Origin of the sequence: Diaphorobacter sp. HDW4A (genome assembly GCF_011305995.1) — a bacterium.
GTDB lineage: Bacteria > Pseudomonadota > Gammaproteobacteria > Burkholderiales > Burkholderiaceae_C > Diaphorobacter_A.
Genome location: NZ_CP049910.1, coordinates 430,072 through 450,514, shown reverse-complemented (window position 1 = coordinate 450,514; position 20,443 = coordinate 430,072). Strand labels below are relative to the sequence as shown.

General features: G+C 62.1%; 12 protein-coding genes. 5 read left to right on the top strand and 7 right to left on the bottom strand.

The genetic code is table 11. The features are described 5' to 3' along the window. Positions 1-19: 19 nt before the first annotated feature. From G7047_RS02000 to G7047_RS01990, 3 genes are read right to left on the bottom strand one after another with little or no spacing between them, the layout of a single operon-like run. Positions 20-3,205, bottom strand: coding sequence for an efflux RND transporter permease subunit (locus tag G7047_RS02000; RefSeq protein ID WP_166300244.1), 3,186 nt, complete (start codon positions 3,203-3,205; stop codon positions 20-22). After that, a complete protein-coding gene (locus tag G7047_RS01995) occupies positions 3,202-6,369 on the bottom strand; it encodes an MdtB/MuxB family multidrug efflux RND transporter permease subunit (RefSeq protein WP_166300242.1) in 3,168 nt (1,055 codons plus the stop codon). The genes G7047_RS02000 and G7047_RS01995 overlap by 4 nt, the downstream gene beginning before the upstream one ends. A 57-nt stretch (positions 6,370-6,426) precedes the next feature. Continuing rightward, complete coding sequence (locus G7047_RS01990) at positions 6,427-7,944, bottom strand: MdtA/MuxA family multidrug efflux RND transporter periplasmic adaptor subunit (RefSeq protein WP_166300240.1); 1,518 nt, start codon at positions 7,942-7,944, stop codon at positions 6,427-6,429. A gap of 154 nt (positions 7,945-8,098) precedes the next feature. On the opposite strand from G7047_RS01990, the gene G7047_RS01985 reads away from it, so the two are divergent. Both G7047_RS01985 and G7047_RS01980 read left to right on the top strand, forming a co-directional pair. After that, on the top strand, positions 8,099-8,926 hold the full coding sequence (locus G7047_RS01985; protein ID WP_166300238.1) for a proteasome-type protease: 828 nt from the start codon (positions 8,099-8,101) through the stop codon (positions 8,924-8,926). A 56-nt stretch (positions 8,927-8,982) separates the two neighbouring features. Then, positions 8,983-9,810 (top strand): alpha/beta fold hydrolase, encoded by an 828-nt coding sequence (locus G7047_RS01980; RefSeq protein WP_166300236.1) that lies wholly within the window; start codon positions 8,983-8,985, stop codon positions 9,808-9,810. A 596-nt stretch (positions 9,811-10,406) separates the two neighbouring features. On the opposite strand, the gene G7047_RS01975 is transcribed toward G7047_RS01980, so the two are convergent. Further along, positions 10,407-11,240, bottom strand: coding sequence for an undecaprenyl-diphosphate phosphatase (locus tag G7047_RS01975; protein WP_166300234.1), 834 nt, complete (start codon positions 11,238-11,240; stop codon positions 10,407-10,409). A gap of 153 nt (positions 11,241-11,393) precedes the next feature. Here G7047_RS01975 and G7047_RS01970 point away from each other — a divergent pair, with 153 nt between their 5' ends. After that, complete coding sequence (locus tag G7047_RS01970) at positions 11,394-12,662, top strand: MFS transporter (RefSeq protein WP_240939341.1); 1,269 nt, start codon at positions 11,394-11,396, stop codon at positions 12,660-12,662. Here G7047_RS01970 and G7047_RS01965 read toward each other — a convergent pair. The 3 genes from G7047_RS01965 to G7047_RS01955 form a co-directional block, all read right to left on the bottom strand. Continuing rightward, complete coding sequence (locus tag G7047_RS01965) at positions 12,653-13,861, bottom strand: FAD-dependent monooxygenase (protein WP_166300232.1); 1,209 nt, start codon at positions 13,859-13,861, stop codon at positions 12,653-12,655. The two genes, G7047_RS01970 and G7047_RS01965, sit on opposite strands and share 10 nt — an antisense overlap. Positions 13,862-14,296: 435 nt before the next feature. Beyond that, positions 14,297-17,209, bottom strand: coding sequence for an aconitate hydratase (locus G7047_RS01960; RefSeq protein WP_166300230.1), 2,913 nt, complete (start codon positions 17,207-17,209; stop codon positions 14,297-14,299). Between the two features lie 687 nt (positions 17,210-17,896). Further along, positions 17,897-18,196 carry an H-NS family nucleoid-associated regulatory protein gene (locus G7047_RS01955; RefSeq protein WP_166300228.1) on the bottom strand — a complete coding sequence of 100 codons (300 nt, stop codon included), beginning with the start codon at positions 18,194-18,196 and terminating at the stop codon, positions 17,897-17,899. A gap of 152 nt (positions 18,197-18,348) precedes the next feature. Here G7047_RS01955 and G7047_RS01950 point away from each other — a divergent pair, with 152 nt between their 5' ends. Then, complete coding sequence (locus tag G7047_RS01950) at positions 18,349-19,281, top strand: IS5 family transposase (RefSeq protein WP_166300226.1); 933 nt, start codon at positions 18,349-18,351, stop codon at positions 19,279-19,281. Positions 19,282-19,597: 316 nt separating this feature from the next. After that, positions 19,598-20,443 (top strand): symmetrical bis(5'-nucleosyl)-tetraphosphatase, encoded by an 846-nt coding sequence (locus tag G7047_RS01945; RefSeq protein WP_166300224.1) that lies wholly within the window; start codon positions 19,598-19,600, stop codon positions 20,441-20,443.

The window sequence follows — 20,443 nt, the reverse complement described above, 5'->3', positions numbered from 1 at the left end:
CGATGGTGATGCGTCACGGTCATTCCCCCGTTTGAATCGCTGGCGACGATGCGGGCACGGGCGCGGATGAGCGCAGCCCTGCGGGCCGATGCGCCCAGCCATTGACCACACGGTTGCGCACGCGCTCGAGCAGCACGTAGACGACCGGCGTGGTGTAGAGCGTGAGCAGTTGGCTCACGAGCAGGCCGCCCACGATGGCGATGCCCAGCGGCTGGCGCAGCTCCGCGCCGTCGCCGCGCCCCAGCATCAGCGGGAGCGCGCCGAAGATCGCCGCCATGCTGGTCATGAGGATGGGGCGCAGGCGCAGATCGCAGGCGCGGTAGATGGACTGCGCGGGCGTGGCGTGGCCGCCTTTTTCGCGCGCGAGAGCAAAGTCGATCATCATGATCGCGTTCTTCTTGACCAGCCCGATCAGCAGGATCACACCGATGAAGGCGATCAGCGAGAACTCCGTCTTGAACAGCATCAGCGCAAGCAGCGCACCCACGCCCGCCGACGGCAAGGTCGAGAGAATGGTGAGCGGATGCACGAGGTTTTCGTACAGGATGCCGAGCACCAGATAGATGGTGAGAATGGCCGCCAGAATCAGCAGCGGTTGCCCGGCCAGCGCCTGCTGGAACGCCCCCGCCGTGCCGCTGAAACTGCCGCGCACCGACACCGGCACACCCAGCTCGGCCACGGCCTTGCGGATCGCATCGTTGGCCTGCGAGAGCGACACATTGGGCGCGAGGCTGTAGCTCACTGTGCTCGCGGGCGTGCCGCCCTGATGGCTGACCGACAGCGGTGTGTTGGTCGTCGTGATTTTGGCGAACGAGGTGAGCGGCACTTGCTCGCCGGTGTTGTTCACGAAGAAGAAACCACGCAGCGTTTCCGGGCTCTGCAAAAAGCGCGGTGCGGCCTCCATCACCACGCGGTACTGGTTGAGCGGGTTGTAGATCACGCCGACCTGACGCTGGCCGAACGCATCGTTGAGCGTCGCATCAATCTGCGACATGGTGAGGCCCAGCTTCGACGCCGCATCGCGATCGACCACCAGCGTGGTCTGCATGCCGTAATCCTGCACATCGCTGTTCACGTCTTCGAGTTCGGGCAAGGTCGAGAGCACCTGACGAATGCGCGGCTCCCAGGTGCGCAGGTCGGCGATGTCGTCGGCCTGCAGCGTGTAGTCGTAGGCCGCCATGCTCTGGCGGCCGCCGATGCGAATGTCCGTCTGCTTGATCATGAAGAGCCGCGCGCCGGGCTCGTCCTTGAGCTTCTCGCGCAACCGGCTGATCACGTCGTCACTGGACACCTTGCGCTCGGCCAGTGGTTTGAGTGACATGAACATGTTGGCCGAATTGCGCTGGCCGCCGCCGGTGAAGCCGGTCACATATTCCACTGCAGGGTCCTGCTGGACGATGTCAAGAAAGCGCTTGATGCGCCGCTCCATCGCCTGAAAGGATGTCGCCTGATCCGCGCGGATGAAGCCCATCACGCGGCCCGTATCCTGATCGGGGATGAAGCCTTTTTCGATCACTCGGTAGAGTTGCACGTTCAGCGCGATCACGCCGAGCAGCACCAGAATCACCAGCGGTTGGTGGCGCAGACACCAGGCCAGCGTCTTGCGATACACGCGCATCGATCCTGCTTCAAGGCGGCCGATGGCGGCAGAGAAACGATCCCATGCGCGCATGATGCGGCCACGTGGTCTTGTCTGGGTCTCACCCTCATCCTCGGGACCGCGCAGCAGCGCCGCGCACATCATCGGCGTGGTGGTGAGCGACACCAGCATCGACACCAGAATCGCCGCCGACATCACCACCGCGAACTCGCGGAAGAACCTCCCGACGATGCCGCCCATGAACATGATGGGCACGAACACCGCAATCAGCGAAATGCTCATCGATACGACGGTGAAGCCGATCTCGCGCGCACCATCAAGCGCCGCGCGCACAACGGACTTGCCGCGCTCCATGTGGCGCATGACGTTCTCGACGACGACGATGGCATCGTCCACCACGAAGCCGGTGGCCACCGTGAGTGCCATCAGCGAGAGGTTGTCCAGCGTGTAGCCGCACAGGTACATCACGCCGAAGGTGCCCATCAGTGACACCGGCACAGCCACGGCCGGGATGACCGTGGCGCGCCATTTGCGCAGGAACAGGAACACCACCAGAATCACCAGCGCGATGGAGATGACGAGCGAGCGTTCGACCTCCACCACCGACGCGCGCAGCGTGGGCGTGCGGTCAGAGACGATGGTCAGATCGATGGCCGCCGGGATCGACGCCTTGAGCTGCGGCAGCAGCGCGCGCACGCGGGTCACGGCCTCGAGGATGTTGGAGTCCGGCTGTTTGAATACCTGCAGCAAAATGGCAGGTTTACCGTTCATCACGCCGTAGTTGCGCACGTCCTGCACCGAATCACTCACATCGGCCACGTCAGACAAGCGGATCGCATTGCCTGCGGACCATTTGAGCACCAGCGGTGCATAGTCTGCAGCCACGCGCGCCTGATCGTTGGTGGCCACCTGCCAGTAATGGTCTTCACGCTCGACCGCGCCGAGCGGTCGATTCGCGTTGGTGTTCGAGATCGCGGTGCGCACCTGCTCGAGCGACACGCCGTTGGACGCAAGCCGCACCGGATCGAGCTCCACCCGCACGGCGGGCAGCGCGCCGCCCTGAATCGAGGCCTGCCCCACGCCCTCGACCTGCGAGAGCTTCTGCGCGAGCACAGTCGAGGCCGCGTCATACATCTGGCCGCGTGTGAGCGAATCGGAGGTCAGCGCGATCATCAGGATCGGAGCGTCTGCCGGGTTCACCTTGCGGTAGGTCGGATTGCTCGGCATGCCCGAAGGCAACAAGGTGCGCGATGCGTTGATCGCCGCCTGCACGTCGCGCGCGGCGCTGTCCACAGTGCGCGTCAAGTCGAACTGCAGCGTGATGCGCGTGCTCCCGAGGCTGGAGCTCGACGTCATTTCGTTCACGCCTGCGATGGCACCTAACGCCCGCTCAAGCGGCGTGGCGACGGTCGCGGCCATCGTGTCGGGGGCCGCGCCGGGCAGGCTCGCGGTGACCGAGATCGTCGGATAGTCCACTTGCGGCAGCGGCGCGACCGGCAGCAGAAAATACGAAATCCCGCCCGCCAGCGCGAGGCCAATCGTCAGCAGCATCGTGGCGATGGGCCTGAAGATGAACGGCGCCGACAGACTGGACCAGCTCTTCATGGCGCTTCTCCAAGGCGGCGTTCTTCCTCCTCCTGCTCAGGATGGTTGAGCTTCACCGGCGGTAGGCCGCGCTTGACGCGCCACTTCTCCACCCAGCCCTCAAAGGTCAGGTAGATTACCGGCGTGGTGAACAGCGTGAGCAACTGGCTCACGATCAAACCACCGACCAGCGTGACGCCCAGCGGATGGCGCAGCTCGCTGCCCACGCCGGTGCCCAGCATCAGCGGCAGCGCGCCAAGCAGCGCAGCCAGCGTGGTCATCAGGATCGGGCGGAAGCGCAGCATGCAGGCCTGGAAGATCGCGTCATGCGCGTTGCGACCCTCGTCGCGCTGCGCCTCGAGCGCGAAGTCGATCATCATGATCGCGTTCTTCTTGACGATGCCGATCAGCAGCACGATGCCGATGATGGCGATGATATCGAGATCAAGCCCGAACAGCAGCAACGCAAGCAGCGCCCCCACCGCCGCCGATGGCAGCGTGGAGAGGATCGTCACCGGATGGATCGTGCTCTCATACAGCACGCCCAGCACGATGTACATGGTGACGATGGCCGCAAGCACCAAGAGCAGCGTGCTAGACAACGAGGCCTGAAACGCGAGCGCCGCTCCCTGAAAATTCGCATCGACTGACAGCGGCAGTTTGCCCTCGCCGCGCATGGACTTCATCACGTCCTGCACAGCTTGCACCGCATGTCCGAGTGATACATTGGGCGCCGTGTTGAACGAGATCGTCGCCGCAGGCAACTGGCCCACATGGTTGACCGACAGCGCCATGTTGCGCTCTTCGATGGTGGCGATCGAGGTGAGCGGCACCGGCGGCCCGCTCGACGACGCGACGTAAATCGACTGCAGCGCCTCGGGCCCGAGCTTGAACTGCGGCGCGACTTCGAGCACCACGCGGTACTGGTTGGACTGCGTGAAGATGGTGGAGATCAGGCGCTGGCCGAACGCGTTGTAGAGCGCAGTATCGACGCCCGCCACTGTCACTCCGAGACGGCTGGCCTGCGCACGATCGATCTTCACGTAGGCCTGCTTGCCCTGGCTCTGCAGATCGGTGCTCACATCGAGCAGCTGGTTCAAACCTTGCATGCGCGTCACCAGGTCCTTGGTGCTCGCGGACAGCACATCCATATCGGGCGACGAAAGCAGCAACTGGTACTGCGTGCGCGCCTGGCGGTCCTCGATGGTCAGATCCTGCACCGGCTGCGCAAAGAGGCGAATGCCGGGCACCTGATTGGACTCATCGGAGAGACGCCGCACGACGGCCGCCACCCCATCGCGCTGGCCGTGCGGTTTCAGATCGATCAGCAGGCGGCCGGTGTTGAGCGTGGTGTTCGTGCCGTCCACCCCGATGAAAGACGAGATCGACTGCACCGCCGGGTCCTTGAGCAGTTGGTCGACCAGCGCCTGCTGGCGCTCGCCCATGGCGGCGAACGAGATGGATTGATCCGCCTCGGTCGTGGCCTGAATCGTGCCCGTGTCCTGCTCGGGGAAGAAGCCCTTGGGCACCGCAAAATACAGCAGCACGGTGACCACAAGCGTCGCAAGAAAGACGATCCAAGTCAGGCCGCGATGGTCGAGCACCCAGCTCAGCATGCGGCCGTATTTCTCGATCATGCCGTCGAAAAAGCGGCCCGTGGCTCGGTACAGGCGGCCGTGGTTTTCTTCGGGCGTATGTTTGAGCAAGCGCGCGCAGAGCATGGGCGTGAGCGTAAGCGAGACCACCGCCGAGATCAGGATGGAGACGGCCATCGTGATCGCGAATTCGTGAAACAGACGGCCCACCACGTCGCCCATGAAGAGCAGCGGGATCAGCACCGCAATCAGCGAGATTGTCAGCGAGATGATGGTGAAGCCAATCTGCTTGGCGCCCTTCAAGGCGGCCTGCATCGGCGGCTCGCCCTTCTCCACATAGCGCGCGATGTTCTCGATCATCACGATGGCGTCATCGACCACGAAGCCGGTCGATATCGTGAGCGCCATCAACGTCAAATTGTTGATCGAGAAGCCCGCGAGATACATCACGCCGAAGGTGCCGATGAGCGACAGCGGCACGGCAAAGCTCGGAATCAGAGTGGCCGACGCGCTGCGCAGGAACACGAAGATCACCGCCACCACCAGCCCAATCGCCAGCATCAGCTCGACCTGCATGTCCTCGACCGAGGCGCGGATGGTCACTGTGCGGTCGGTGAGGATCTGCACATCAAGCGACGCGGGCAGCGTTTCCTTCAACTGCGGCAGCAGCGCCTTGATCGCATCTACCGTCTGGATCACGTTGGCACCGGGCTGGCGGCGGATGTTGAGGATCACACCGGCCTGCGAACCCTGCTCGGGATTCGCGGCCCAAGCGGCGAGGCGGGTGTTCTCGGCCTCGTCCACCGTGTTCGCCACGTCGGACAGACGGATCGGGTTGCCGTTCTTGAACGCGATGACGAGATTGCGGTACTCGGCGGCGGACTGCAGTTGGTCGTTCGCATCAATGGTCGATGCGCGCGACGGGCCGTCGAAACCACCCTTGGCACCCTTCACGTTGGCGGCGGCAATGGCCGAGCGCACATCGTCGAGCGTCATGCCGTAGCTCGCGAGCGCCGTGGGATTGGCCTGAATGCGCACGGCGGGGCGACGTCCGCCCGCAATCGCCACCAGCCCCACGCCCTTGACTTGCGAGAGCTTGGGCGCGAGGCGGTTTTCGACCAGGTCATTGACACGGATGACGGGCAACGACGGCGAGGTGATCGCAAGCGTGAGAATCGGTGCGTCCGCAGGATTGACCTTGCTGTAGGTTGGCGGCATCGGCAGGTCGCTGGGCAGCAAATTCGAGCCCGCGTTGATGGCGGCCTGCACCTGCTGCTCGGCCACGTCCATCGACATGTCGAGCGAGAAGCGCAGGCTGATGACTGACGCGCCGCCCGAGCTGACCGAGGACATCTGATCGAGCCCCGGCATCTGCCCGAACTGGCGCTCGAGCGGCGCGGTGACATTGGAGGTCATCACATCCGGGCTTGCGCCGGGATAGAGCGTGGTGACCTCGATGGTCGGATAGTCCACCTGCGGCAGCGACGAGATCGGCAGCAGGCGGTAGGCCAGAATGCCCGAGATCAGCACCGCCACCATCATCAGGGTGGTGGCGATGGGCCGCAGAATGAAGAGGCGCGAGAGATTCATGTGGGCTGCCCGGTTTGGTGCTGCTGCGTTGGTAGCGTATGGCTGCGCAACACCTGATCAACGGCTGGCCGCTGAAGCGGGAGCCATCGGGGCGGACGGGGCCGATGCTCCTTCGCGCGGTGCGGATGCATGCTCGCGCGGACGCGATGCGCCGGACTCGGGGCCACCGCCGCCCGCCTCGCCGCGCGCGGCGCGCTCCTCGCGCATCTTCTGGAAGAAGGCCTTTCGTTCCTCAGGCGTCATGTTGGCCACCTTGGCGCGCACCTCGGGCGGCAGATTGCGCGGCATGCGCGGACCCGCAGCGTTGTTCTGCACCGCCTGATCCACCTGATTGACCTTGTCCGACGCGATGATGGAAACCTGCGCGCCTTCGCGCAGACGGTCGATGCCGTCAGTCACCACCTGATCGCCAGGCTGCAGATCGCCCTGCACGCTCACGCGGTCGCCATCCGTCACGCCCACGGTGATCTTGCGCTGGGTGACGGTGTTGTCGGGCTTGACGAGGTAAACATAGTTGTTCTGCACCGCCGTCGCTGGCACGGTGAGCGCGTTTTCGAGCAGATTCACCTGCAGCTTCACGTTGACGAACTGGTTGGCGAACAGTCTGGCATCGGCGTTGTCGAACGCGGCCTTGGCCTTGACGGTGCCGGTGGTCGTGTCGATGGTGTTGTCGAGGGCGTTGAGGCGGCCCTTGGCGAGCATCTGTTTCTGGTCGCGATCCCACAACTCCACGGGCAGATCCTGCCGATCGGCGATGCGGCGGGACAGCGTGCTCACATGCGCCTCGGGCAACGCGAACACCGCGTCGATGGGCTTGATCTGCGAGATCGTGACAAGGCCATTGGTGTCCGATGGGTTGACCACGTTGCCCAGATCAGACTGGCGCAGGCCCAACCTGCCGGATATCGGCGCGGTCACGCGGGTGTAGCTCAGTTGCAGCTTGGCGGCATCGACCTGTGCCTTGTCGGACGCGACCGTTCCCTCGTACTGGCGCACCAGCGCGGCCTGGGTATCAACCTGCTGGTTGGCGATGGAATCCTGCGCCTGCAGCTCCTTGTAGCGCTGCAGATCGAGCTGCGCATTCTTGAGGAGCGCCTGATCGCGCTGGTAGGTACCTTGCACCTGATTCAATGTCGCCTGAAAGCTGCGCGGATCAATTTCGGCGAGCAATTGCCCAGCCTTCACATCGTCGCCTTCCTTGAAGTGCAGCTTGACCAGCTCACCGCTCACCTTGGCCCGCACCACGGCCGTGGCCCGCGCACTCATGGTGCCGATAGCGCTGACCAGCACGCGCATATCGCGCTGGTCCACCACGCCAGCGGAAACCGGTTGCGTCTGCGAGTTGCCCTGCGCACCTCGCGGGCCGCCTCGGCCACCGGCCGCACCGCCCGACTTGGGCGCCGCAGCCGTTGCCGCGGACGCATCCGCCGCCTGCTTCTTCTGATACCACCAGTACCCGCCGCCCGCCACCAGAGCCATCGCCGCAACCGTCACGATCAGCCCGGTTCGGGCCCTGCCTTTCACAAAGGTCTGGGAATGGGCAAGGTTAGGGGCTGAAAGTGGGCGATTGGGCATGTGAGCCTTGGGAATAGGACGATTCTTGGCGAATGATAGCCACGCGCTGTAAACCGTTGGTTAACCGCCAGTTTCCGTTTTGTCATCACAGCAAACGTTCGGAATCCGGGCCGACTACACTTGCGGGTTTCCGATTTCTAATTTCTGCACTGTTATGACGTACTGCGTCGCCATCAAGCTCAACGCCGGGCTGGTTTTTCTCTCCGACTCCCGCACCAATGCGGGCCTCGACCAGATCAGCTCCTTCCGCAAGATGATGGTCTATGAAAAGACGGGCGACCGATTCATGGTCCTGCTGTCCGCCGGCAACCTGAGCATCTCCCAATCCGTGCGCGAGATCCTGCAGGTCACCAAGCTGCGCGCGCACGAAGACGACGAAGCCATCACCATCTGGAACGCCACCAGCATGTTCGACGTCGCCCGTGTGCTGGGCGCGGCCGTACGCCGCGTCTACGAGCGCGACGGCGAGGCGCTGCAGCGCTCGGGCGTGGATTTCAACGTGTCGATGATCATCGGCGGTCAGATTCAGGGCGAAGGCATGCGCCTGTTCCAGGTCTATTCCGCGGGCAACTTCATCGAAGCCACCGCCGAGACGCCCTACTTCCAGGTCGGTGAATCCAAGTACGGCAAACCCGTGCTCGACCGCGTGATCACACCCGAAACACCACTCGACGAAGCCGCCAAGTGCGCGCTGGTGTCCATGGACAGCACGCTCAAGTCCAACCTCTCAGTGGGCCTGCCGCTCGATCTGGTGCTCTATGAAGAAGGCCAATTCGCATCGGACAAGATTGTTTGCATAGACGAATACAACCCCTACTTCCGCATGGTTCACGAAAGCTGGGGCCAACGTCTGCGTCAGGTGTTCGACAGCATCGAGGACCCCGCCTGGAATGGAGGCGTCACAGACGTGCCGATCCGCGTCGAGCCGCATCGCAGCCAGCATCTCAAGAAGATCACCAGCCCCGACGAAAAGCTGATCTGACCCGCCCCTGCGCTTCGCACGCGATCAAGACACCACAAGAGACAAACAGATCACCCATGCCAAGCCGCCCCACCATCGTCTTCTCGCACGGCAACAGCTTTCCGGGCAGCACCTACAACGTGCTGCTGAACGACCTGCGCCAGCGCGGCTTCGACGTGAGCGCGGTCGACCGCTTCGGCCATGAGGAACGCTACGAAGTCACCAACAACTGGCCCAATCTGGTCCAGCAACTGGCCGACTTCGCGGGCGAACAGGTCGAGCGCACGGGCCAGAAGGTCTACCTCGTTGGCCATTCACTCGGCGGCATCCTGAGCCTCATGGCGGCAGCACGCCACCCGAAACTCACCTGCGGCGTGCTGCTGATCGACTCCCCCATCCTCAGCGGCTGGCGCGCCAGCGCGGTCAACATGGTCAAGCGCGCTCAGGTCGTGGGCTCCCTCTCCCCCGGCAAGATCAGCCGCGCCCGCCGCAACACCTGGGCCAGCACCGAGGAAGCCTTTGAGCACTTCCGCCACAAGAAAGCCTTTGCCCGCTGGGACGAGCGCGTGCTCTGGGACTACGTGACCCACGGCCTCGTGGACCACGCCGGAAAACGCGTCCTCGCTTTTGATCGCGCGGTTGAAACGGCGATCTACAACACGCTGCCCCACAACCTCGCACCGCTGCTGAAAAAGTATCCGCTGCAGTGTCCGGCGGCGTTCATCGGCGGTCTGGAGTCGGTGGAAATGCGGCAGGTCGGGATGGCGCTTACCCAACGCGTCACTGGGGGGCGCATCATGATGGTCGATGGCAGCCATCTGTTTCCTATGGAGCAGCCTCATACCACGGCTGCTGCTGTGGAAGCATCTCTTCGCAATCTTGCCGAGGTAGTGCTTCGGGGGTGATGCTTGGTGCGCGTGCTTTACTGCGTGCCGTGTTTTCTTTTCCGCTGACTGATCTGGGTTCTATTGCTTGGCTGAGGACTGCTGGCCGGGAGTTCCGCCCGGCGGCGGAGTAACTTTTTGGTCTTGCCCAAAAAGTCACCAAAAATGCGTTTTTTAATACCCGCGGCAGAACTCACTGCGTGCCCTTCGGGCACTCCGTTCGGGCAACCGCCGCGAGCTAGAGGTTCACTCGGAGGTGCTCACGGCACATCGCTTCGCTCGTGGCGCTCATCTCGCGACTTCGCGAGATGTTGGGGTGCGAGAGTCGTGTGATTTGCAAGCTGGGTTTAGCATTGCAAACTCAAAAGCGCAGCGGGCATATGAACCCCAACGCAGCTACGCAAACACCCCGGCACGAGCGCAGCGACGTGCCGCAAACACCTCTTCCAGACTGATTTCCGGTGGTTGTCCGAACGGAGCGACGCAGTCGCGAAGTGAGTTCGCCGGATGAATTCCAAGCGCGTTTTTGATTACTTTTTGCGCGCAAGCAAAAAAGTGATTGCCCCGCCGGGGGCAGTCTCGGCCTCCGCTCTAAAAAAAGAACAGAGGCGAAAAAATCAAGCCTCAGACCAAGAAACAACCCCAGTCCAAGCGGTGATCAAAACGATCACCCCAAACACAATCCGGTAATAAGCAAACGGCACAAAGCTGTTCGAGCTGATGTACTTCAGCAACCACCGCACACACAGCCAAGCGCTGATAAACGAAAACACCAGCCCCACAGCAAACAAAGGAATGTCAGCCGTAGAAAGCAACGCCCGCTCTTTGTACAGGCTGTAAACGCCAGCACCAATCAGCGTAGGAATCGCCAGGAAGAAGGAAAAGTCCGTCGCCGTCTTGCGCGAAAGGCCAAGAAACATGCCTCCGATGATGGTCGCGCCGCTGCGGCTGGTGCCCGGAATCATTGCTAGGCACTGCACGAGGCCGACCTTGAGCGCGTCCATCACCGTCATCTCGTCGACCGAGTTCACCCGCGCGACGGCGCCGCTCGCGCTGCGCTTTTCGGCCCAGAGAATGATGAAACCGCCCAAGATAAAAGTGGTGGCGACCACGGTGGGTGTGAACAGGTGGGCCTTGATGAACTTACCGAAAATCAGCGCCAGCACCACGGCAGGCAGAAAACCGACGATCACGTTGAGCGCGAACTTCTGCGCGCGGCGCTCGGTGGGCAGCTCGATGATGGTGGACTTGATGCGTTCCCAATACACGAGGATCACCGCGAAGATCGCGCCGGTCTGGATCGCGATGTCGAAGACCTTGGCCTTCTCGCCGTGAAAGCCGAGCAGTGCGCCCGCAAGTATCAAATGACCGGTCGAAGAAATGGGAAGGAATTCGGTCAGCCCCTCGACCACACCCATGATGGCGGCCTTGAGCAGTAAAAGCAGATCCACGTTGTTATCCAGATTTCAGGCGAAGGTGCTGATTATGTGCGGTTCGCGTTACGGAAAGTTCCTGCACCTCGCGTATAGCCGCATGCGGAACGTAAGCAATTGCAGCACACTGCCTACACAGCCCCGATACGGGGGCTGGTAACGTTGCATCCCATGTCCGCTCCAACGCCCCAACCCAATCACGCCCCTGGTCCCGCAGCCGCTGTCTGGGCCATGCTGCTGGCGCTCACCGCCGGATTTGCGCTGAGCAACGCCTACCGCACCGTGGCCGCGATTCTGGCTGCGCCGCTGTCCGCCGAACAGGGCCTGTCCCCTCAGGCGCTGGGTATTTTCGCGGGCAGCTTTCATCTGATGTTCGGGGCGATGCAGCTGTTCATGGGCATCGCCATCGACCTGTGGGGCGTGCGCCGCACGGTACTGCTGGCCTCGCCGCTGGCCATCGTCGGCGCGGTGATCTCCGCGACCGCGCCTGGCTACGGCACGCTGCTGATTGGGCAGTCGCTCATCGGCATCGGCTGCTCGCCGGCATTTCTGGCCTGCACGGTGTTCATCTCGCGGCATTTTCCGGCGTCGCGATTCGCGTCGGTGTCGGGCATTGCGATGACGGTCGGCACGCTCGGCATGCTGTTCACCGGCACGCCGCTCGCGTGGCTGGTGCAGAGCACGAGCTGGCGCATGGCATTCACAGTACTGGCCGTGATGTCGGCCATCGCCTGGCTCTGCATCTGGCGCACGGTGCACGAGCCTGCCCTGCCCGCGAGCACCAACGCGCGCAAGGAAAACATCGGTGAGGCCGTTGCGCGCTTCGGCTCGCTGTTCATGATTCCGCACACCTGGGGCATCGTGGCGTTGGGCTTTGTCTGCTATGCCGCCTTCATCAGCCTGCGCGGACTGTGGCTCGGGCCGCTGTTGATCAGCCGGTACGGCTACTCGCTGGTGCAAAGCGGCAACGTCGCGCTCGTGCTGTCGCTGGTCGCGCTCTGCGGACCGATGGCGTTTGGCCGCCTCGACCCCGGCCCCGCGCACCGCAGGCGCTGGCTGGTGGTCTGCACGCTGCTCTTCTCGGTCTTGTTCGCCATGATCGGATTCACGCACAACGCATGGGGCAACATTGCGGCCGCGCTCGCCATCGGCTTTCTCTCGGGCTATCTGATCCTGCAATACGCTGATGTGCGCAACGCCTACCCCGCAGCCCTCACCGGCCGCGCGATGGCGGCCTTCACCATGGCGATGTTTCTCGGCATCGCGGCCATGCAATGGTTCACCGGCCTCATCGCGTCGATGGCCGAGGCCCGCGCGCTCGAACCCTTCGGCCCGGTGATGTACGGCATCGCCGCGCTGCTGGTACTGGCTGCGCTGGCGTTCACGCTGCTGCCCTCACCACCCAAGCATCCGGCCGCGCTGCAACCGCATCAAAGCTGACTCACCCCAGCGCCGTCACCGCGATACAGCCACGGCACATCGAGCAGCCGCTCGCCGAGCAACCGCAGCGACATGTCGCGCCCGAAACGCACAAAGCCCGTCGCATGAAAGATCCGCCCGTTGCGCCGCGAGCGCTCCTGCACGCGGGCATTGCGCTGCCACCGGTTGAGCGCATATCGGCGAAGGCGCAGATCGACCTCCAGATCGTGCATCGACAAGGCCCGTTGCAGCTCCGCCGCATCCTCGATGGCCATGCCCGCGCCCTGCGCGAGATACGGTCGCATCGGATGCGCGGCGTCGCCGAGCAGAGCGACGAGCCCCTGCGCCATTTCCTGCGGCCCGCGCACCGGCGGCCGGTCCGACAGCGGCCACAGCCGCCAACCGCCACTCACCGAAGGCACGGCGCGGATCAACTCCTGCAGCGGCGCGCAGGTCTGCGACAGCGCGGCCTCCAGATCGCCCGCGTTCGCCGCATGGTCCCAATGCTCCAGATCGGCAGGCGCCTCGCCATGCCGGATCGCCACTACATTCATGAGCTCGCCCCGGCGCAGCGGATACTGCACCACATGCAGCCGTGGCCCGAGCCAAGCGGTGACCTGCTGCGAGCGCAGCGCCTGCGGCAGATCCGCCTGCGGCACCACCGCGCGATACGCCAGATGCCCCGAGCTGCGCGTGGCCGTCTCGCCCAGCAGCCGCGCCCGCGTGCCGCTGCGCAGCCCGTCCGCGCCGACCAGAGCATCGCCTTCGACCAGCGTGCCATCCTTGAGCCGCACCGTGACCACCCCATCGCCCTGCTGATGGTGCTCCACCGGCTGATCGAGATTGAGATGCACCGAAGACCGGTCCTTCACCGCGTTGAGCAGCAACTCATGCAGATCCGCGCGATGGATCGTCGCATAGGCCGCCCCATAGCGCGCGATGACCGAAGCCCCGAGCGGCAGCGCAGCCAGCTCTCCGCCCGACACCGCACTGCGCACCTGCAACCGATCCGGAAACGCAGCCACCGCCTGCAACTCGCGATGCAGCCCCCAAGCCTGCAATCGCCGCACCACATTTGGCCCGATCTGCACACCCGCCCCCACCTCGGAAAACGCAGGCGCCCGCTCGAACAGCCGCACCTCCCACCCCGCAATCTCCGCCGCCAACGCCGCCGCCAGCCCACCAATACCGCCCCCGGCCACCAGAATCTGTTTTTGCATGGGCAAGATTGTGATGCGGCTACGGCAGGGAAGACAAATCGGACGGAAATAGTTGCCTGATTCAGGTCGATACTGCGTGCTGAGCGGCGAGCCCGCCCATCGACCGAAGTCGGTCGACGAAAGACACGAGCGAAGCGAAGTGCCGAACACACCTCTTCAGATCACTTCTGCGGCAAGCTGTCTGAGCGAAGTGACGAAGGAACGCAGCGAGTTTTGCCGCATGACTTCAAGCGCGTTTTTGATTACTTTTTGCGCGCCAGCAAAAAGTGATTGCCCCGCCGGGGGCAGTCCCGGCCTCCGTAAGCAACGCCACAGCAGAGGCCAGCAAGAAATCGAAAAACCAGCCCCCACCCCAGCCCTCCCCCGCCAAGCGGGAGAGGGAGCAAGTCCGACGCCGGGGAAGAAGCCAGGGGACCCGCTTGGAAACAGGCTGACTCAGTCAGCCAACAACTGCCTCAGCACATAAGGCAGTATCCCCCCGTGCCGATAATAATCCACCTCAATAGGCGTATCAATCCGCAGCTTCACCACCACCGTCTTGCGCGTCCCATCGGGCCGCGTGATGATCAACTCAGCATCGCTCTGCGGCGCCAGATCCGCAGCCGGCACGACATCGATGAACTCATTGCCCTCAAGCCCCAGCGACTGCCAGCTGTCATTGCCCATGAACTGCAACGGCAGCACACCCATGCCTACCAGATTGGAGCGGTGAATCCGCTCGAAGCTGCGCGCGACCACGGCCTTGATGCCCAGAAGCTGCGTGCCCTTGGCCGCCCAGTCGCGGCTTGAGCCCGTGCCGTATTCCTCGCCCGCGAGAATCACCGTCGCGCGGCCTGCGGACTGGTACTTCATGGCGGCGTCATAGATCGGCATCTTGGTCGTACCACCATCATCGTCGCGGTACAGCGTCACGCCTCCCTCTTCGCGCGAGCCATCGGGCAGCGCGGGAATCATCAGGTTCTTGATGCGCACGTTCGCAAACGTGCCACGCATCATCACCTCGTGGTTGCCGCGGCGTGAGCCATAGCTGTTGAAGTCGGCCTTCTTCACCCCGTTCTCGAGCAGCCATTTGCCAGCCGGAGAGGTCTCCTTGATCGAGCCTGCGGGCGAAATGTGATCTGTGGTGATTGAGTCGCCGAACAGCGCCATCACGCGCGCATCGCGCACCGCATACGGGCTGCCGGTGGTGACGGCGGGTTCCTTGAGATCGAGTGTGAATCCGTCAAAAAACGGCGGCTCGGCGATGTAGGTGCTGTCAGGCCAGGTGTAGGTGCCGCCGGTCACGCCCTTGATCTTTTCCCAGAGCTTGCCGGGCTCGCTGCTGACCTTCTCGTAGTTCGCGCGAAAGGCCTTGCCGTTCATCGCAAACTTCATGAGCTTCTGCACTTCGTCGGTAGTCGGCCAGATGTCGCCCAGATAGACGTCGCGGCCCTTCTTTCCCTTGCCCACAGGCTCGGTCATCAGGTCCTTGCGCACATTGCCCGCGATGGCATAGGCGACCACCAGCGGCGGGCTGGCGAGGAAATTGGCGCGGATGTTCGGGTGGATGCGCGCCTCAAAGTTGCGGTTGCCCGAGAGCACAGCCGCGCAAACCAAGTCGTTCTGCTGGATCGCCGCGTTGAACTCCGGCAGCAAATCACCCGCATTGCCGATGCAGGTCGTGCAGCCATAACCGGCAATCGAGAAGCCCAGCTTTTCCAGATACGGCAGCAGACCGGATTCGGTGAGATACAGCGTGACCAGACGTGATCCGGGCGCGAGCGATGTCTTCACATGCGACTTCACCGTGAGCCCCGCCTCTACCGCCTTCTTGGCGAGCAGACCTGCGGCCAGCATCACGCTCGGGTTCGACGTGTTGGTGCAGCTGGTGATGGCCGCGATCAGCACGTCGCCGTTGTGCAGATCGATCTGGTTACCCTCCAACGCCGCCACGTTCGCGTCGGCGATCTTGAGGCTTTGTGGCTGGTCGTCCACCACCGGCGTGTTGGACACCATTTCCACCACATTCTGTGGCGCACCTGCGGGAATGGGCTTGGGGTTGGGTTCAGCCACCTCGCCCTGGCCATTGATGTGCACGCGGTAAGTCTTGTCGAGCTTGTCGAGCGCCAGGTTGAAGCCGTTCTGCGCGGCGGGCGCGGTGAACAGTTCGGTGAACTTGTCGGCTACATGACCAATCTCGATGCGGTCCTGCGGGCGCTTGGGTCCAGCCAGACTTGGAGCAACCGTACCCAGATCGAGCTTGACGACATGCGAATAGTCGATGTCGCCGGGATTGGCCACGCCGAACAGACCCTGTGCCTTGAAGTAGGCCTCAAAAGCGGCTATCTCTTCCTTGGTGCGGCCGGTTCCCTCGAAATAATCGATGGTCTTTTCGTCCACCGGGAAGAAGCCCATGGTCGCGCCATATTCTGGTGCCATGTTGCCGATGGTCGCGCGATCGGGCACCGAGAGGCTGCGCGTGCCTTGGCCATAGAACTCGACGAACTTGCCGACCACCTTTTCCTTGCGCAGGATTTCGGTGACTGTAAGCACCAGATCGGTCGCCGTCACACCTTCGCGCAGCTTGCCGGTGAGCTCGAAGCCCACCACATCGGGCGTGAGGAAGTACACCGGTTGACCGAGCATCGCTGCCTCAGCCTCGATGCCACCCACCCCCCATGCCACCACGCCAACGCCGTTGATCATCGTGGTGTGGCTGTCGGTGCCGACCAGCGAGTCGGGGTAATAGACATCGCCCTTGGCCTTGTGGACGCCGCGCGCCAGATACTCCAGATTCACCTGATGGACGATGCCGAAGCCCGGCGGCACGACACCGAAGGTGTCGAACGCCTGCATGCCCCACTTCATGAATTGGTAGCGCTCCTTGTTGCGCTGGAATTCGAGTTTCATGTTCAGGTCGAGCGCGCTTTTGGTGCCGTAGTAGTCGACCATGATCGAGTGATCCACCACCAGATCGACGGGCACCAACGGCTCGATGGTCTTGGGCTTCTTGCCCAAGGCCTGCGCGGTGCTGCGCATGGCGGCCAGATCGGCGAGCAGCGGCACGCCAGTGAAATCCTGCAGCACGACGCGGGCAACGACGAAGGGGATTTCGTCGGTGCGTTCGGCGTTGGGCTTCCAGTTGGCAAGCTGCTCCACATGCTCCGACATCACCTTCTTGCCATCGCAATTGCGCAGCACCGACTCAAGGACGATGCGCAGCGACACCGGCAAACGGTTCACATTCGGGAACTGCTTGGCGAGCGCGGGAAGGGAGTAGAAGCGGCCTTTGGATGACTTGCCGGAACCGGCAACAAAGGACATGAGGGTGGATTCAAAGGCGTGGCGTGATTCGTGGGTCTTGGCCATGGGGTGGGCTCCGTTTGAAATCGTCAGCTCACATTCTGGCAGTCACTGAGATGTTTCGCCATCGCACGAAAATAACCGTGCGACACCGCAGGCCTGTTTGCTCAGAAAACCTTTTCCGACAAGCATTTAGCGAGCACGCCCTACTCAATTCCAGGCAATCCCCTACATTGATCACAAAAATCAGATCGAGGGGGAGTGCATCGCGCGGCGCCTTCTGGCCTTTGCAGATCTCCGGACTCCACAGACCCCAAATGCAGCTCGAACGAAAGGCCCCTGCTCTAAATTCAAAATGACAAAATTGCCCCGCGCCATCGAGATATCATGAATCGAGATCCCCGAGAACATGCAGATTCAGAAAAGCCACCAAAGTTCAGACAAAAAAGTTAACCGAGCTTTCCATATAGGATAGACAAGGAAGTAGAGAATCACACCGGCGTTGCACCAATGAACCACTCATGCCGGGCTAACACACCCGGCACCACATTGGTCGTAAGCAATACCCACAATGGTGCAATCAAAAGCTGAATTTCCGCGCAATGATCAATGAATTGCCAATCATTTAGGCATCCGGCAATCAGCCAAAAGAAAAGTCCGCATTTAGCGGACTTATTCTTGAGAATCGAAGAGCCAGTCGAATCATGCCGACCGACGTCTTGCGACATCGATCTTGGAGACTGCCTCGCCGAATCAAATGGCGAACTGCTCGCGATCCTGGTTCTGAATCCACTTCGGAGCCTTGCCACGGCCAGTCCAGGTTTCGCCAGTTTCAGGGTTGCGATACTTCGGGGCAACCTTCACGCCGGAAGTAGCCGAGCCGCTGCGTGCACCGCGACCTGTTGGGAAAACGTCCTGAGCGGTCAGGCCGTATTCAGCCACCAGACCACGCACTTGAGCCACAGCAGCCGAAAGCTCCTGGCGACGCGCGTCATTGATTCGTTTTTCAAGGTCTTCGCGTTGCTTCAGAAGGTCTTTGTAGCTATCTGTCATGGTTGTGCCAATCAAGTGAAATTAATGAATGTGAAGTGATTATATAAACAAAATCCCGCCCTCATTCAATATGGGGTGAATTCACGGATTCTTTACACACTACCGCGGCTTTGTTGCACAAATCCGGGCCGCAGCGGTAGTAGGCTCGGATGATGAGTGAGACGAACTGGGGACGGCGCAAGTACCGCACCACAAACTGGAAGGCGTACAACGCAGCACTGAAGGCTAGAGGCGACTTGAGCATCTGGCTGGATAAAGACATGCAGTGGCTGGCTCCTGCGAGCGGCAAGCGTGGGCGCAACCAGACGTTCTCAGATGCGTCCATCCAGTTTTGCCTGACCATCAAATGCTTGTTTGGCTTGCCCCTGCGTCAGACATTGGGGCTGGTGCAGTCGCTGCTCAAAATGGCTGGCCTACCTTGGGCAGCCCCCGACTACAGCACGGTGTGTCGCAGACAAAAAGGTATAAATGTTCAGGTGCACTACCGCCCAAGTGGCAACGGCTTGCACATGCTTGCCGACTCCACAGGGATCAAGTTCTTGGGTGAAGGCGAGTGGAAAACAAAGAAGCACGGCGCCGAGCGGCGCCGTCAGTGGCGCAAGGTGCACCTTGGCATAGATGCAGAAAATATGCAGATACGGGCCATGGTGGTGACCACCAATGAAGTTGGTGATTCACCAGTAGCTGCAGGGCTACTGGGCCAAATACCAAGCCATGAAATAGTTGCCAGCTTTACAGGCGATGGCGCGTACGACACAAAAGACGTGCATGAAGCCTGCCACCACCGCAAAGCCATCCCCGTCATTCCTCCTCGCAAAGGCGCAAGGTTGCGCAAAGGTCTGGCATTCGCGCATCGCAACGAAGCGGTCAAAGCGTGCAAGAAGTTGGGCCGTACTATTTGGAAGCGCTGGAGCGGCTACCACCGTCGGTCCTTGGTGGAGACGAAGATGAACTGCTTGAAGCGCCTAGGCGAGAAGGTGATGGCTAGGACGTTTGAGCGACAGGTGGCCGAGCTCAATGTCCGGGCATCCATCCTCAATCGCTTCACCGAGCTGGGCACGCCCCAGACGGTGGCCGTGGCATAACTACGTCTGGGGTTTGGGGAGACTTAGCCTCAGACCGATTTATGCAACAAAGCCCACTACCGCAACAAAGCTCAAACAAGGGGCATATGGATGACATTTCAGACCAGCACTTCTGAGCGGTCCGCTCATGCATGGCGTCTGCAAAAGACCTCCTCATTGATTCAGTTCGTTACTAATCTACGCATTAACGCCCAGCTTCATGCCGGCAATAGGCCGACGATGGAGCCGAGCATTGCACGCATGAAAAAGGGGGAGGTGTCGTCCTGAGAGACAATCAGTCTCAACGATTGCCCGAACTCAACAAACCCTCCGCTTCATGGCCAATTACTTTATCGGCGACATTCAAGGATGCAATGCCGCCCTCACCCGCCTGCTGGAACACATTGATTTTTCCGCCAGTCGAGACACGCTTTATCTGCTTGGCGATCTCGTCAATCGCGGCCCCGATTCAGCAGGTGTGCTGCGCCGGGCGATGGAGCTCGGAGATAGCGTTCGCGCACTCCTTGGCAATCACGATCTTCACCTGCTTGCAGCGGCGCACGGCGCGCGCCATCCATCGCGTCGCGACACACTGGCAAGCGTGCTCGACGCCAATGACCGGGACGCGATGCTGGAGTGGGTACGCCACCAGCCCTTGGCGCGCTCGTTTTCGCAGAACGGCGAACAGATGCTCATGGTGCATGCGGGCGTACTTCCGCAGTGGAGTTTCGACGACACTCTGGCCTATGCAGACGAGGTGCGGCAACTGCTACAGGGCCCCGACCTGCCTGCGTTCCTGACGCAGATGTACGGCAACCTGCCCGACCGCTGGAGCGACGATCTGCGCAGCACCGACCGGCTGCGCGTGATCATCAACGCACTCACGCGACTGCGCTTTTGCTCGAGCGAGGGCGCCATGGATTTCGCTAGCACCGAGAGCGCCGCCACGCCACCCGAAGGCCTGATGCCATGGTTCGATGTACCGGGCCGCAGGACGGCCGACACGCTGATTGCCTTCGGCCATTGGTCCACACTTGGCCTCGTGAACCGCCCGCACCTGCTGGGGCTCGATACGGGCTGCATCTGGGGTGGGTGCCTGAGCGCCATGCGCATCGGCACCACGCTCGCGGACCGCGAGCTGTTCGATGTGGAATGCGAACAGGCGCAGAAGCCGGGGAATTGA

Bases quoted from the DNA above. Each gene is read 5' to 3' on its own strand.
- G7047_RS02000 (WP_166300244.1), bottom strand. From the start codon at position 3,205: ATGAAGAGCTGGTCCAGTCTGTCGGCGCCGTTCATCTTCAGGCCCATC.
- G7047_RS01990 (WP_166300240.1), bottom strand. From the start codon at position 7,944: ATGCCCAATCGCCCACTTTCAGCCCCTAACCTTGCCCATTCCCAGACC.
- G7047_RS01965 (WP_166300232.1), bottom strand. From the start codon at position 13,861: ATGCAAAAACAGATTCTGGTGGCCGGGGGCGGTATTGGTGGGCTGGCG.
- G7047_RS01980 (WP_166300236.1), top strand. From the start codon at position 8,983: ATGCCAAGCCGCCCCACCATCGTCTTCTCGCACGGCAACAGCTTTCCG.
- G7047_RS01970 (WP_240939341.1), top strand. From the start codon at position 11,394: ATGTCCGCTCCAACGCCCCAACCCAATCACGCCCCTGGTCCCGCAGCC.
- G7047_RS01945 (WP_166300224.1), top strand. From the start codon at position 19,598: ATGGCCAATTACTTTATCGGCGACATTCAAGGATGCAATGCCGCCCTC.
- G7047_RS01985 (WP_166300238.1), top strand. From the start codon at position 8,099: ATGACGTACTGCGTCGCCATCAAGCTCAACGCCGGGCTGGTTTTTCTC.
- G7047_RS01950 (WP_166300226.1), top strand. From the start codon at position 18,349: ATGAGTGAGACGAACTGGGGACGGCGCAAGTACCGCACCACAAACTGG.
- G7047_RS01955 (WP_166300228.1), bottom strand. From the start codon at position 18,196: ATGACAGATAGCTACAAAGACCTTCTGAAGCAACGCGAAGACCTTGAA.
- G7047_RS01995 (WP_166300242.1), bottom strand. From the start codon at position 6,369: ATGAATCTCTCGCGCCTCTTCATTCTGCGGCCCATCGCCACCACCCTG.
- G7047_RS01960 (WP_166300230.1), bottom strand. From the start codon at position 17,209: ATGGCCAAGACCCACGAATCACGCCACGCCTTTGAATCCACCCTCATG.